The 13,393-nt window shown below is 70.0% G+C and carries 12 protein-coding genes; 3 read left to right on the top strand and 9 right to left on the bottom strand.

The features are described from left to right. Positions 1 to 20: 20 nt before the first annotated feature. From ACO0E0_RS04990 to ACO0E0_RS04970, 5 genes are all read right to left on the bottom strand, one after another. Complete coding sequence (locus tag ACO0E0_RS04990) at positions 21 to 851, bottom strand: carbohydrate ABC transporter permease (RefSeq protein WP_422870451.1); 831 nt, start codon at positions 849 to 851, stop codon at positions 21 to 23. Positions 852 to 931: 80 nt separating this feature from the next. Beyond that, positions 932 to 1,882: a carbohydrate ABC transporter permease gene (locus tag ACO0E0_RS04985; protein ID WP_422870293.1), complete on the bottom strand. Its 951-nt coding sequence runs from the start codon at positions 1,880 to 1,882 to the stop codon at positions 932 to 934. A 118-nt stretch (positions 1,883 to 2,000) separates the two neighbouring features. Then, positions 2,001 to 3,359, bottom strand: a complete 1,359-nt coding sequence (locus ACO0E0_RS04980) for an extracellular solute-binding protein (protein WP_422870292.1) — start codon at positions 3,357 to 3,359, stop codon at positions 2,001 to 2,003. A 683-nt stretch (positions 3,360 to 4,042) separates the two neighbouring features. After that, entirely contained in the window at positions 4,043 to 4,636 is a 594-nt protein-coding gene (locus tag ACO0E0_RS04975) for a hypothetical protein (RefSeq protein ID WP_422870291.1), read from the bottom strand. Positions 4,637 to 4,912: 276 nt separating this feature from the next. Then, on the bottom strand, positions 4,913 to 6,175 hold the full coding sequence (locus ACO0E0_RS04970; protein WP_422870290.1) for an ROK family transcriptional regulator: 1,263 nt from the start codon (positions 6,173 to 6,175) through the stop codon (positions 4,913 to 4,915). Positions 6,176 to 6,284: 109 nt separating this feature from the next. On the opposite strand from ACO0E0_RS04970, the gene ACO0E0_RS04965 reads away from it, so the two are divergent. Both ACO0E0_RS04965 and ACO0E0_RS04960 read left to right on the top strand, forming a co-directional pair. After that, complete coding sequence (locus ACO0E0_RS04965) at positions 6,285 to 6,737, top strand: GNAT family N-acetyltransferase (RefSeq protein WP_422870289.1); 453 nt, start codon at positions 6,285 to 6,287, stop codon at positions 6,735 to 6,737. A 19-nt stretch (positions 6,738 to 6,756) separates the two neighbouring features. Then, complete coding sequence (locus tag ACO0E0_RS04960) at positions 6,757 to 7,113, top strand: MGMT family protein (RefSeq protein WP_422870288.1); 357 nt, start codon at positions 6,757 to 6,759, stop codon at positions 7,111 to 7,113. Between the two features lie 23 nt (positions 7,114 to 7,136). Here the strand turns inward: ACO0E0_RS04960 and ACO0E0_RS04955 are convergent, their stop codons facing one another. Next, positions 7,137 to 7,871, bottom strand: a complete 735-nt coding sequence (locus ACO0E0_RS04955; protein ID WP_422870287.1) for a DUF805 domain-containing protein — start codon at positions 7,869 to 7,871, stop codon at positions 7,137 to 7,139. 301 nt (positions 7,872 to 8,172) lie between these two features. Here ACO0E0_RS04955 and ACO0E0_RS04950 point away from each other — a divergent pair, with 301 nt between their 5' ends. Continuing rightward, entirely contained in the window at positions 8,173 to 8,835 is a 663-nt protein-coding gene (locus tag ACO0E0_RS04950) for a peroxiredoxin-like family protein (RefSeq protein WP_422870286.1), read from the top strand. A 53-nt stretch (positions 8,836 to 8,888) separates the two neighbouring features. On the opposite strand, the gene ACO0E0_RS04945 is transcribed toward ACO0E0_RS04950, so the two are convergent. The 3 genes from ACO0E0_RS04945 to ACO0E0_RS04935 all read right to left on the bottom strand — a co-directional run bounded on the left by ACO0E0_RS04945 (position 8,889) and on the right by ACO0E0_RS04935 (position 13,271). Continuing rightward, a complete protein-coding gene (locus tag ACO0E0_RS04945; RefSeq protein WP_422870285.1) occupies positions 8,889 to 9,329 on the bottom strand; it encodes a DUF805 domain-containing protein in 441 nt (146 codons plus the stop codon). 175 nt (positions 9,330 to 9,504) lie between these two features. Next, entirely contained in the window at positions 9,505 to 11,313 is a 1,809-nt protein-coding gene (locus ACO0E0_RS04940; RefSeq protein ID WP_422870450.1) for an ABC transporter ATP-binding protein, read from the bottom strand. A 149-nt stretch (positions 11,314 to 11,462) separates the two neighbouring features. Then, complete coding sequence (locus ACO0E0_RS04935) at positions 11,463 to 13,271, bottom strand: ABC transporter ATP-binding protein (RefSeq protein WP_422870284.1); 1,809 nt, start codon at positions 13,269 to 13,271, stop codon at positions 11,463 to 11,465. Between the last annotated feature and the right edge of the window lie 122 nt (positions 13,272 to 13,393).

Here is a 13,393-nt window from a genome sequence, read left to right as displayed (position 1 = left end):
GTGCCGCGACGGCGCGGAGGCTAGCCCTTGATGCCGCCGGCGAGGGCGTTCGCACCACCGAGGCCGCGCGACACGACCACGTAGAGCACGATCACCGGCACCGAGTACAGCAGCGAGAAGGCGGCGAGCTGGCCGTACGCGACCGACCCGTACTGGCCGAAGAAGTTGAAGATGCTGACCGCCGCGGGGAGCTTCTGCGGGGAGAGCAACAGGATGAACGGGACGAAGAAGTTCCCCCACGCCTGGATGAACACGAAGATGAACACGACCGCGATCCCGGGGCGCATGAGCGGTACGACGATGCTCCAGAGCGTCCGGAGCATCGAGGCGCCGTCCGTCCAGGCGGCCTCCTCGAGCTGGATCGGCACCGAGTCCATGAAGTTCTTCGCCATCCAGATCGCCATCGGCAGACTCGTCGCGGCGAGGAAGAAGATCACGCCCGCCGGGTTGTCGATGAGGTTCAGCGAGACGAACAAGCTGTAGACCGGCACCATCATCGCGGTGATCGGCAGCCCGGTCCCGAACAGGATCGCGTAGAGGAACGGCTTGTTCACGCGCATCTTGTACCGGGAGAGCGGGTACGCGGCGAGGATCGCGACGATCACCGTCACGATCGCGCACCCGCCGGACAGGACCAACGAGTTGAACAGCGGGACGAAGGCCAGGTCGGGTGTCAGCACCTTCTGGAAGTTCTCCAGGGTGAACTGCGACGGGATCTTGACGGACAGGGTGGCACTCGCGTCGAACGCGGCGAGCACGAGCCACACGAGCGGCACGGCGAAGCAGATCGCGATGACGACGAGGACGACGTTCGCGACCCAGCGCATGGTGCGGTGTCCGGGACTCGTCATGCCGAGGGCGCCCGCCCCCTCCTTCGCACGGCGGCGGGGCGTGCTGGCGGCGGTGGGCTGGTCGATGGTGATCGCCATGGTCAGTCGACCTCCGGCTTGAGGGCTCGGATGTAGATGATGGAGAACACCGCTCCGACGACGAGCAGGATCGTGGCGATCGCCGTCCCGAACCCGAGCTGGCTGAACTTGAACGCCTCCTGGTACGCCAGGATCGGCAGCGTCGACGAGTTCGTCCCCGGGCCACCGCCCGTCATCACGTAGATGAGCGTGAACACCGACAGCGTCTGCAGCGTCGTGAGCATGAGGTTCGTCGAGATCGATCGACGGATGACCGGCAGCGTGATGAAGATCAATCGTTGCCAGCCGGACGCGCCATCGACCTCGGCGGACTCGTTGATGTCGTCCGGCACCTCCTGGACGGCGGCGGAGTACACGAGCATCGAGAACGCGGTGCCGCGCCAGATGTTCGCGAGGACGATCGCGACCATCGGGAACGTGTAGAGCCAGTTCGCCCCGGTGATGCCGACGCCGGCGAGGAACGTGTTGAGCGTGCCCTTGTCGTTGAAGAACGCGTAGGCGGCGAACGCGGCGACGATCTCCGGCAGCACCCACGCCGCGACGACGAACGTGCCGACGATCGCCCTTATCACCCGGTTCGCCTGCCGCATGAGGAGCGCGAGACCCAGGCCGAGCACGTTCTGCCCGATCACGGCGGAGCCGATCAGGAGGATGAGGGTGAGGAGGACGGACTTCGGGAAGTCCTTGTCCTGGAACAGGTCGGTGTAGTTCTTCAGCCCGACGAACTGCTGGCTCTGTGCGGCGGCGCCGGTCAGCGCCGAGTTCGTGAACGACCCGTAGAACGAGGTCAGGATCGGCCCGATGAGGAAGATCACGAGCAGCACCATCGCGGGGACCAGCGGTGTCGCCCGCACGGTCGTCCGCAGGGCCTTGCCGCGGTTCCGGCCGCGCACGGGTGGATCGGTCTTCGGGGGTCGTGCCGCCGGGATCGGCGCTGCGAGTTGTGTGGTCATCGGGTACCGCCTCTGCGCTGAGGGAATCGGATGCGGTGCTGGTGTGGCGGCGTGCGCCGCCGTCGGACGGGAGGGGCGGTGCCCGCTGGCACCGATCCTCCCGTCCGTCAGGTGGTTGCTACTTGACGCTCACCGTGTGGTCCTTGCCGACCACGCCGATGACCGACTGGTCGTAGGTCGCGGCCGCCTGCTTCGGCGTCTGCTGCCCGGTCATCACCGACTCCATCGCGACCTGGATCGCGTTGGAGATCTGGCTGTAGTCGCTCGTCGCCGGTCGGAAGTTCGTGTGCTCCACGAGGCCGGAGAAGAACTTGAAGGTCGGGTTCGACGCGTCGTACGTCGGGTCCTCGGCCACGTCGCTACGGACCGCGATCTGGCTGTTCTGGATGTCGTACTTGAGCGACCCCTCCTTGTTCAACGCCATCGTGATGAAGTTGAACGCGGCCTGCGGGTTCCTGCTCTTGGCACCGACCGCGAGGGTCCATCCGCCGGACATGCTGTTGTACCCGGGCGCCTGGCCGTTCTGGGTCGGCATCGGGGCCTGTCCCATCACGGTCGACCAGTCCGACCACGGTGCGGTTCCGGTCTTCAGCCACGTGCCGGACTGCCACGAGCCGTCCAGGTCGATCGCGAGCTGGCCCTTCGGGAGCCAGGTGTCCGCGACGGTCGTGCCGACGTTCGGGTCGAGCTCCTGTTGCGGTGTCGGGCCGAGGCCACCCTGGTAGACGTCCTTGACGAACTGGAGCGAGTCGACGAACTGCTGGGAGCCGATCACCCACTTCTTGTCTTTGTACAGCGTGTCACCGGCGCCGTCCGCCCCGTAGAGCAGCATCTCGAAGCCCTGCATGGTCGAGGCCTCGCCCTGCGGCTTGCCCGAGTACATGTGGAACGGGATGACGCTCGGGTCCTTGTCCTTGATCGTCTTGGCGGCGTCGAGGACGTCCTGCCAGGTCTTCGGCTCCCACGGCACGGGGAGTCCGACCTTCTTGAAGATGTCCTTGTTGTACCAGAGGGCACGGGTGTCGGTGCCCATCGGGACGCCGTAGGTCTTGCCGTCGACGCCCTGGCCGGCCTTCTTGGCGTTGTCGTAGAACTTGCTCCAGTCCGACCACTTCGCCGTGTACTTGTCGAGGGGCAGGAGGTACCCGGCCTGGGCGTCGGCCTTGACGAGGAACGTGTCCTCGTACATGACGTCGGGGGCGGTCGCGGGCGCCTTGTTCATGAGCGCGAGCTTGGTGTAGTAGTCGTTCTCCTGCGCCTGGATGGGCACGAGGTCGACCGTGATGTTCGGGTACTTCTTCTCGAACTGCTTCTTGACGTCCTTCATGTGGGCGTCGAGCTGCTGGAAGCTGCCGAACTTCTGGTAGGCGATCTTGATCGTGTTGCTGGTGGCCGAGCCGGAGCTGCTGCACCCGGAGAGGGCGAGGGCGGCGACGGCAGCTGCGGCGGCGATGGTGATCAGGCGGGTGCGCTTCATGGTGCTCCTTTGCTCCACAGGACGCTCGGGCTCCCTTGCCCGGTGCCGGATTAGTCCACCGTATGTACTTAATGGTTGTCAAGTGGTTTCCGCGGCGTTTCGGTAACGAGTTGTGCGGCGGGTGGTTCGTGGGGTGATGGCGGGGCTGGTGTGCTGGCCGGCCTGGCCGGGGTGCCGGCGGGTCCGCGGGTGGGGTGCGGGCGGGGTGGGGGCGGGGTGGGGCGCGCCGGGGCTCTCGGTCCGTCGGGGGCGGTTCGGGGCGGGGCGGGCGTGCCATGGCTCTCGGTCGCTTCGGGGCCGCTTCATGCACCCGCATGGAGCGACATCCCCGCGGATGAGCGACAGCGCTTTCCGGGCGAGATGTCGCCCCATGCGCGCGCACCCGATGCGCCGGCATCGAGCGACATTCCCGGGCAGGAACGACAGCGCTTTCCGGGCGAGATGTCGCTCCATGCGCGCGCACCAACCCCGCACGCGCACCCACCCCCTGCACCCTGCACCCGCACCCGCACCCGCGCCCGCACCCGCATCGGATGCGTCGGCATCGAGCGACATTCCCGGGCAGGAACGACAGCGCTTTCCGGGCGGGATGTCGCTCCATGCATCCGCACACCGAGGCGCGAGCAGCGGTGCAGCGGGTGGCGAGCAGCGACCGGGGCGGCAGTTGCTGGCAGGGAGCGGTGTCAGCGCTCGGGGGCTGTCCGGAGACGGTGCCGGTCGAGCATGATCCCGCCGACCAGCACCGGGATGACCAGACTCGACGCCTGCCACAGCGCGCTGTCCGGGAACGTGGGCACGAGCAGGCCGATCAGTGCGAGGACGCCGATCGCAACCGCCACGACGGCGGAAGTCGTCATCCGCGCGAGCAGGTCGAAACGGAGGAGCGGCACGGCGCCGAGGTACCTGATGACGAACAGGCCCGGGAAGATGCTCGCCGTGACGACCCCGGGGGCGGCGACACCGAGCAGCACGAGGACCGTCACGAGAACGCATCCGACCACCACGCCGTTCGTGTGCAGCCGCCAGGAGGCACCGATCTCCTGGGCGTCGTAGGCCCGGCGTGCCGCGACTCCGTACACGACCGCCCCGGCGACGGTGAGGGCCGCCGCGGTGATCCCGGCGACACGCGGGGCCCCCGACGCGTCGAACTGCACCGACAGGACGCCGAGCGCGATCCCGGCGATCAGCATGAAGAGGGCCCGCGCCCACCACTCGTACGCTCGCACCGGGGTCCGGAGCACCCACGACGGCGGCACTGGTTCGTCCGCGTCGGTCATCCGCCCAGCATGCTCCTTCGTCCGTGTCGGCGGGCCGCTTCATGCATCCGTACGAAGCGACATCCCTGCGCACGAACGACAGCGCTTCCCGGGCGAGATGTCGCTCCATGCGGGCGCACCCGATGCGTGGGCATCGAGCGACATTTCCAGGCACGAACGACAGCGCTTTCCGGGCGAGATGTCGCTCCATGCGCACGCTTCGACCCCCACACGCGCCCCCACCCCCGGCCCCCGCCCCCCGCACCAGGCACCCGCGCCAGGCACCAGGGCGAGCACTCAGCGGCGGATGAGCAGGCTGGACGCCCTCGGGGACAGGGCAGCATCGAGCACGAGACACCCGGCGCCGACCGCGGCCACGTCCGACCCCATGTCGCTCTCCACCACGGCCACGGCGTGCTTCGCCACGAGCACCGCGGACCCGACGATCGCCTCGGTCGCAGCGGGCAGCGCGAACTCGGCGATGCGCGACCAGAACGGCCCCCCGAACACCACCCGGTCGACGTCGAGCAGGTTCACGATGACGACCACGGCTCGGCCCATCACGGCACCGGCCTCGGCCGAGATCGACCTCGCAAGCGGATCGCCGGCGGACGCGCGCGACGACATCACCGTGAACGCCCGGTCCACCGCCTCGATGTCCGCCGTGCCGGCCGTGCCGGTGTCGACGTCCGGCAGCGGCATCCCCGCCGCTCCCGCGAAGGCGACCAACCGGTCGGGCGCGACGGTCCCGCCGACCTCGCCACGACCCTCCCGGCTGTCCGCAGTCCCGGCGAGCGCGCCCTGGTCGACGATGATGTGGCCAGCGTCGCCCGCGTTCGCACCGACCCCGCGGATCGGTTCGTGGTCGACGACGAGCCCGACGCCGAACCCGGTGCCGTAGTACACGAACGCGAAGTTCCGGGGCGACGACTCCCCCGCGAGCCACATCTCGCCGACGGCCGCGGCGGTGACGTCCTTCTCGAGGAGCACCGGGAACCCGGTCGCGACGGCGAGCGCGTCGCGCAGGGGGACGTCCCGCCACCGCGGCAGGAACGGCGGATCGACGACGACGCCCGCCACGAGGTCGATCGGCCCCGGGGACGCGACGCCGACGCCGAGGACCGCCGCCGCATCCACCCCGGCGGAGCCCACCAGTTCGGCGACGGCCCGCGCCATGACCTCGACGACCTGCTCCGGGTTCGCCGCGGACGGCGTCGACGTGGTGGCGTCGGCGATCACCCGCCCGGCCAGGTCGAGCAGCACGTACGTGACGACGGCCGGGTCGACGTGCACCCCGACGGCGAACCGACTCGACGGGTCGAGCTGCAGGATCGTCCGCGGTTTGCCGCGTCCGGCGACGACGGTCCCGGACTCGACGATCATCCCGATCTCGAGCAGGTGCCGTGTGACGTTCGACACCGTCTGCGGACTGAGCCCCGTACGGTCGGCGAGCTCGACTCGGCTGAGACCGTCGTCGCTCCGCCGGACGGCGTCGAGCACGACGGTCCGGTTGAAGCCCCCGATCGCCGGGAGGTTGGCGCCACGACGATGTTCGACCACGGCTCCTCCGTTCGTGCTGCGCCCGACCCTATCGTCCCGGCTCGGCCCGTCGCGATGCGGATGCATGGATCACTGGTCCCGTACCGCTCGCACCGGTACCCTGACCGGCATGACGGACCTCCGCCTCGAACCACTCTCTGCCACGACGGCCCTCGCGGCGAACTCGCTCACGCTCAAGCCCGGGCAGGAGCAGTACGCCCAACCGGTGTCGCACGCGATGGCGGAGTCGACCGTCACGCCGTCGACGAGCTGGCCGCGCGTGGTCCTCGACGGCGACGAGGTCGTCGGGTTCATCGTCGGCAACTTCGACGCCGAGAACGACCAGGAGCAGTTCCGGAGCTGCATCTGGCGCCTCAACGTGTCCGCCACCGCGCAGGGTCGGGGTGTCGGCCGGTTCGCGGTGCACGCCCTGGCCGCCGAGGCCCGGACCCGCGGGTTCGACCGGCTCACCGTGGTGTTCGAGCCCGGCGACGACGGCCCCGAGCCGTTCTTCACGGCGATCGGGTTCCGGGTGGTGGGCGAGACCCCGTACGGCGAGCACGTCACCGCCCTCGCGCTCTGACCGACCCGCAGGACACGTCGTGGGGCAGGACGATCGCGCGCCCGAGGACTTCGGGGCGGCGGTCGCCGAGGTGGTGCGTGCGATCCCGTCCGGTCGGGTGATGACCTACGGGGGCGTCGCCGGCGTACTGGGGTCGCGAGCGTCGCGCCAGGTCGGCAAGGTGATGGCGCACGAGGGCTCCGGCCTGCCGTGGTGGCGCGTCGTCCGCGCCGGCGGCCTCCCGCCCGCGGACCACGAGGCTCGTGCGCTCGAGATGTACCGGGTCGAGGGAACCCCGATCGTGCAGGGCCGGACGGCCTGGAGGGTCGACCTCGGTCGTGCGGTCTGGTCACCTGATGCGGATGCCCGGTTCGGCGACGACGCCGACCCGTTCTGAGCGTGGCCGGATGACCCCGACCGCTACCAGCGCGGGCGGTCGAACCGCGCGCCGGCGGGGTTCGACGGGAAGCAGCAGAGCACCGACGGGACGACGCCGAGGAACGGCACGAGCACCAGGAGCAGCCAGTTCCGGTTGAACCCGGCGTCCTGGAGGCGCCGCGCGGACAGCCCCAGCGCGGGCAGCAGCATCCCGAGGAACCACACCAGGCGCAGGGCGACGGTGGCGAGCACGATCGGGCCGCGAGCGTCGCCGCCGAGTGCGGCGCTCCCGACGGACGTGGCGACGGTGAGGAGCCACAGACCGACCGAGACGCTTGCGAGGAACAGGACGCCGAACCAGTACTCGCTCTGGCTCGCACGCCCGCTGTAGTCCCGGTACTTCCGGAACAACCGGCCGACGGCCTGCCCGAACGTCGCGCCGTACAGCGGGTCGCGGAGCGTGGGGACGGCGGGACCGGCCCACTGGTCCTCGGTCCAGTGCGGTGGGCGCTGCTGCGGCGGCGCCGACTGGTGCTGCTGCGGCTGCGCGTACAACGGCTGCTGCGGCGTCGCGGACAGCGGCTGCCGGGGCGCCGCGTACAGCGGCTGCTGGGGTGCCGCCGAGTGCTGCGGCTGCTGGGGCGAGGCGTACCGGGGCTGCTGCGGCTGTGCGTACTGCGGCTGCGACTGGCCCCATTGCGGCGCGGCCGACGGGGCCGGCTGCCACGGGACACTGAACTCGGGTGCGCGGCGTTCGTTCTGGTTCGGGTTGGTCATCCGGTCGCTGCTCCTGCGCTCAGGTGAGCGCCCCCTGCGCTCAGCTCCCGTCAAGGTTCGCGCATCGGGCCCCGCCGCACAGCCCCACGTTCGGGTGGTGCGGTCCGCGCCGGGGCCGAGCGGGGCCTCCCGTCCGGCGCTGACCACGCTCTCGGGCGGCCGGGGCACCCGGTTCTTGACGTCGTGTGACGCGCTCCGGCCGCGCCGCCGAACCGGCGTCGTACGCTCCGATGCACCCGGTCTCCGCCGGAGCACCGCCCGGGCCTCCCACCCGGTCTCGACTCGCCACGAGGAGCACACCATGCCCGAACAGACGATCGCCGCGCAGGTCGCCGACTTCACCACCGGCTTCACCGCGCAGATCGGCCCGACGCTCAGCTCCGTCTTCGCCGGCGAGCAACGGGACCTCGTCGCGGACGGCGTCCCCGCCGGCGCGATCGCCGTCGGGAGCAGACTCCCGGACGCGTCACTCCGCACCCCGGAGGACGAGCGTGTCACGCTCGCCGAGGTCCTCGGTGGCATCCCGACCGTCGTGGTGCTGTACCGCGGCGCATGGTGCCCGTACTGCAACCTCACGCTCAAGCACTACCAGGAGACACTGCTGCCCGAACTCACCGCGGTCGGCGCGCAGCTCGTCGCGATCAGCCCGCAGACGCCCGAGGCCTCCGAGCAGTCGGTGGCGAACGGCGGCCTCGAGTACGCGGTCCTGACGGATCCGGCGAACGTCCTCGCGGCGGAGCTCGGGCTCGTCACAGCCCCCAGTGCCGCGGCCCAGGCGGCCCACACCGAGCTCGGGTTCGCCGTCGCCGACAGCAATGCGGACGGGACGGCAGCCATCCCGTTCCCGACGGTGCTCGTCGTCGACGCGGACGGTGTCGTCCGCTTCGTGGACGTGCACGTCGACTACACGACGAGGACCGAGGTGCCGACGATCCTCGACGCCGTGGAGCCGCTCGTCCGCTGAGCGCGGGGCCACGCTCGACGCGCCACTGAACGGGGACCGCCCCGGTCGGAGCGTCACCGGTCGAAGCGCGTGCCCTTCGGGTTCGCCGGCAGGAGTGCGAGGACGAACACGACGAGCGACCCGATGCCCGGGAGCACGTGGAGCAGCTGCCACCAGCCGGAGAGGTTCGCATCGTGCAGGCGCCGGGCACCGACCGCGAGGTTGCCGACGAGGGTGAACAGCCACCAGAGCACGATGAGCACCGACTCGAGCGCTCCTTCGCCCACCGATGCGTTCCCTCGGGTCAGCTCGCCGATCATGACGAGCACGAGCAGCAGCGCGAACCCGGTCAGCCACCACCACCAGAACTCCGAGCGGCTCGCTCGCCCGCTGAACACCACGTACTTCCGCACGTAGCGTCGCATCGCTTCGCCGATCGGGGCGTTGTACAACGGGCGGTCGAGCGGGACGCCACCGAGCGGCGGGAGTTCGGTGTCGGTGTTCGGTCGGGTCACGGTGTCCTCCAGGAGTTCTGCTCCAGCCAACCAGGTGCGGCCGGGAGTTCGTACCGCTGCGGCCGCACTCCACGACACGATCCGCGGCACTCCACGACGCGATCCGCTCCGCACCGCGTGTTGACGTCGTGCGGAGCGGATCAGGTCGTGCGGAGGACGGGCACGCCGCCCGGTCTCAGACCAACGAGTCCCGCCACGCCGCGTGCAGCTGCGCGAACCGGCCGGTCCCCGAGATGAGGTCCGCCGGCGTCCCGTCCTCGACGATCCGCCCGTGCTCCATGACGAGCACCCGGTGCGCGATCGCCACGGTGGAGAGGCGGTGCGCGATGATCACCGCCGTGCGGTCGGCGAGCAGGGTCTCGAGGCCCTCCTGCACCAGCCGCTCGGACGGGATGTCGAGCGACGCCGTCGCCTCGTCGAGGATGAGCACCCGCGGGTCCGCCAGGAACGCCCGCGCGAACGAGAGCAACTGCCGCTGCCCGGCCGAGACCCGACCGCCGCGCTTGTTGACGTCGGTGTCGTAGCCGTCCGGCAGCGCCATGATGAACTCGTGGGCACCGACCGCCCTGGACGCCCGCTCGATCTCCTCACGAGTCGCACCCGGCTTGCCGAGCGCGATGTTGTCCGACACCGACCCGGAGAACAGGTACGCCTCCTGCGTCACCATCACGATGGCGCGGCGCATGTCCTTCGTGTCGAGGTCGCGGAGGTCGACGCCGTCCAGCCGGACGGAACCGCGCGTCGGGTCGTAGAAGCGCGCCATCAGCTTGGCGAGCGTCGACTTGCCGGCACCCGTCGACCCCACGAGCGCGATCGTCTGCCCCGCGGGCACGTGCAGGTCGAACTCCGGCAGCACGACGGCGTTCCGGTTGTACGCGAACTCGACGTCGTCGAAGTCGACCTTGCCCGTCGCCTGCTGGATGTGGACCGGCTTGGCAGGGTCCGGCACGCTCGGCTCCTCCTCGAGCACCCCGGAGATCTTCTCCATCGCGGCCGAGGCGGACTGGTACCCGTTGTAGAACATCGCGAGTTCCTGCGCGGGGTCGAAGAACCGCTTGGCGTACAGCGCGACCGCGAGCAGCGCACCGATCTCGAGCGTCCCGTCGGCCGCACGGATGCCGCCGACGATGACGACCGCGGCGAGCGTCAGGTTGCCGATGAGCACGAGCGCGGGGTCGAAGGTCCCGAACAGGTTGAACACCTTCGTGTTGGCCTCGCGGTAGTCCTCGACGTACTGGCCGTACTCGTCGCGGTTGCGACGTTCCTTGCGGAACGCCTGCACGGCTCGGATACCCGTCATGGTCTCGACGAAGTGCACGATCACACGGGCACTCGCGACGCGGGTGGCGCGGAACCGCTGCTGCGAGTTCTTCTGGAACCAGCGCACCAGGACCCAGAGCGGGACGAGCGCGACGGCGAGCACGATGCCCGAGGTCGGGTCGAGCGAGACGAGCGCGATCGCCGTGAACACCATGTACAGCACACCCTGGATGAGCTGGTTCAGGCCGGAGTCCAGGAGCTCGCGGATCGAGTCGAGGTCGCTCGTCTGACGGGAGATGATCCGGCCGGACGTGTAGGTCTCGTGGAACTCGAGGCTGAGGCGCTGGGTGTGCAGGAACACGCGCTTGCGGAGGTCGAACAGGATCGCCTGGCTGATCCGCGCCGCGAGCACGGTGTACCAGGCCGTCAGGACCGCACCGGCGATGGCGACCGCGACGTAGCCGCCGACCGTCCAGAACGCGGCGGACCAGTCCTGGTCCCGGAGCACGTCGGGCAGGGCGTTGTCGATCCCGTACGCGATCAGCGCCGGACCCGCGACCTGGCCGCCGGTCGAGACGACGACGACGACCGCGATGAGCCACAACCGGGCCTTCAGTGGGCTCATCAGCGACCCGAGGAGCGCCACCGACCGCTTGCGCAGTCGACGGCTCTCGGCCTTGGTGAAGTCCTCGCGCTCCTCGCCCCGGACACCGTGCACGGTGATGGACGCGGTCGGCGGGTCCGCGACCTCCGCACCCGCATCGGTGCCGAGCGTGGCGGCGTCGGGTTGGGCCTCCTGTTCGAACTCGGTCTGGAACTCGTCAGCCGGCTCGCCGGGGACGGTGGGCCTGGCCGTGGTCTTCTCGCGATCGCTCACGCCAGTGCCTCCTCTCGGTCGTTCGCGTCGTCCTCGTCGAGCGACGAGATGACGTAGCGGTAGTGCTCGTTGGTGGCCATCAGGTCGTGGTGCGTCCCGACGGCGGTGATCCGACCGTTCTCCATGAGCGCCACCCGGTCGGCGAGCGTCACGGTCGACGGCCGGTGGGCGACGATGAGCGACGTCGTCTCGGCGAGGACGCGGCGGAGCCCGGCCTCGACCCGTGCCTCGGTGTCGACGTCGAGCGCCGACAGCGGGTCGTCGAGCACGAGCACGGCGGGCCGCGCCGCGATCGCCCTGGCGAGCGCCAGCCGCTGACGCTGACCGCCGGAGAGCGACAGGCCCTCCTCGCCGACGCGGGTGTCGGCACCGTCGGGCAGCTCGGCGACGAACTCTGCCTGGGCGATGTCGAGCGCCTCGCGCATCAGGTCGTCGGCCTCCTGTCCGGTGACGTCCGGCCGCCCGAGCAGCACGTTGTCGCGAACGCTCGCACTGAACAGCGTCGCGTCCTCGAACGCGACCCCCACCACGCGGCGGAGTTCCTCGCGCGTCATGTCGCGGACGTCGACGCCGTCGATGGTGATCGAGCCCCCGGTGACGTCGTACAGGCGCGGCACGAGGGACAGCAGCGTCGTCTTGCCGGAGCCGGTCAGGCCGACGAGCGCCATCGTCTCGCCGGGCTCGAGGTGCAGGTCCACTCCGTTGACGAGGTCGGGGTACTGCGCCCCGGCGTCCTGGTAGCGGAAGTGCGCCTGGTTGAACGAGAGCGCGCCGTGCGGCTCGCCGATGGTCCTCGGCGAAGCGGGGTCCTCGATCGTGTTCTCGGCGTCCATCACCTCGAAGTACCGGTCGACCGCGGTGCGGGTGTCGTAGGTCATCGAGAGGAGGAAGCCGATCGACTCGATCGGGAACCGCAGGACGGTGGCCGCCGCGAAGAACGCGAACAGCGCGCCGACGGTGATCTGCTGCTCGGACGCGAGCCAGATGCCGACGAGCAGGCACAGCGCGAACGCCACGTCCGGCACGAGCAACAGCCAGAGCCACAGCGACGCGATCGCCTTGGCCTTCTGGATCTCGGTCCCACGGAGCGCCTCGGCCTGCTCGGAGAACTCCTCGAGCTTGGTGCGACCGCGCCCGAAGGCCTTGAGCACGCGGATGCCGTGCACCGACTGCTCGACGCTCGTGGCGAGGTCGCCGACCTGATCCTGGCTGCGCCGGGCCACGATCGAGTACTTGCGCTCGAACAGGATCGAGCAGATCCAGATCGGGATCGAGGCGACGAGGAACAGCAGGCCGAGCTGCCACCCGAAGGTGAACAGCACGCCGAAGCCGACGATGATCGTGATGATGTTCACGATGAGCAGCACGACGCCGAACGCCAGCCAGCGGCGGATCAGGCTGAGGTCGCTCACCGACCGGGACAGCAGCTGCCCGGACTGCCAGCGGTCGTGGAACGCCACGGGCAGCTCCTGCAGCTTGGCGTAGAGGGCGTTCCGCATGCTCGCCTCGATCTTCGTCGAGGGACGCATCACGAGCTGTCGGCGGGACAGCACGAACCCGGCCTCGAGCACGCCGAGGGCGAGCACGACGAGCCCGGCAGGCCAGACCTGGCTGGCGTCGCCCGAGGACAGCGGTCCGTCGACGAGCCGCTGGAGCACCAGCGGGATGGCGAGCGCCACCAGCGAGGCACCCATCGCGACGAGCATGCCGCCGATGATGCGCCCCTGGTGGGGCTTCACGTAGGGGTGGATCCGCATGATGGCGCGGACGGTGGACGGGCGCGCCTGGGAAGGCGTCTTCGACATGGGAGAGTCCTCATGGTCGAGCCGGACGGGAGGCCCGGTGTGCGTGTTCGAAGGAGAGCATCCGTCCGGTGATGCGGAGCCGGTTGGCCGACTCCGTCCATCCGGAGGGAGGTCACGGGACA

The organism is Curtobacterium phyllosphaerae (assembly GCF_049341865.1).
GTDB classification, from domain to species: domain Bacteria; phylum Actinomycetota; class Actinomycetes; order Actinomycetales; family Microbacteriaceae; genus Curtobacterium; species Curtobacterium phyllosphaerae.
The sequence above is the reverse complement of the archived record's forward strand: the minus strand, read 5'-3'. Positions and strand labels throughout refer to the sequence as shown.

Excerpts from the sequence above, each read along its gene's own strand:
- ACO0E0_RS04990 (WP_422870451.1), bottom strand. The coding sequence starts at position 851 with ATGACGAGTCCCGGACACCGCACCATGCGCTGGGTCGCGAACGTCGTC.
- ACO0E0_RS04985 (WP_422870293.1), bottom strand. The coding sequence starts at position 1,882 with ATGACCACACAACTCGCAGCGCCGATCCCGGCGGCACGACCCCCGAAG.
- ACO0E0_RS04980 (WP_422870292.1), bottom strand. The coding sequence starts at position 3,359 with ATGAAGCGCACCCGCCTGATCACCATCGCCGCCGCAGCTGCCGTCGCC.
- ACO0E0_RS04975 (WP_422870291.1), bottom strand. The coding sequence starts at position 4,636 with ATGACCGACGCGGACGAACCAGTGCCGCCGTCGTGGGTGCTCCGGACC.
- ACO0E0_RS04965 (WP_422870289.1), top strand. The coding sequence starts at position 6,285 with ATGACGGACCTCCGCCTCGAACCACTCTCTGCCACGACGGCCCTCGCG.
- ACO0E0_RS04955 (WP_422870287.1), bottom strand. The coding sequence starts at position 7,871 with ATGACCAACCCGAACCAGAACGAACGCCGCGCACCCGAGTTCAGTGTC.
- ACO0E0_RS04950 (WP_422870286.1), top strand. The coding sequence starts at position 8,173 with ATGCCCGAACAGACGATCGCCGCGCAGGTCGCCGACTTCACCACCGGC.
- ACO0E0_RS04935 (WP_422870284.1), bottom strand. The coding sequence starts at position 13,271 with ATGTCGAAGACGCCTTCCCAGGCGCGCCCGTCCACCGTCCGCGCCATC.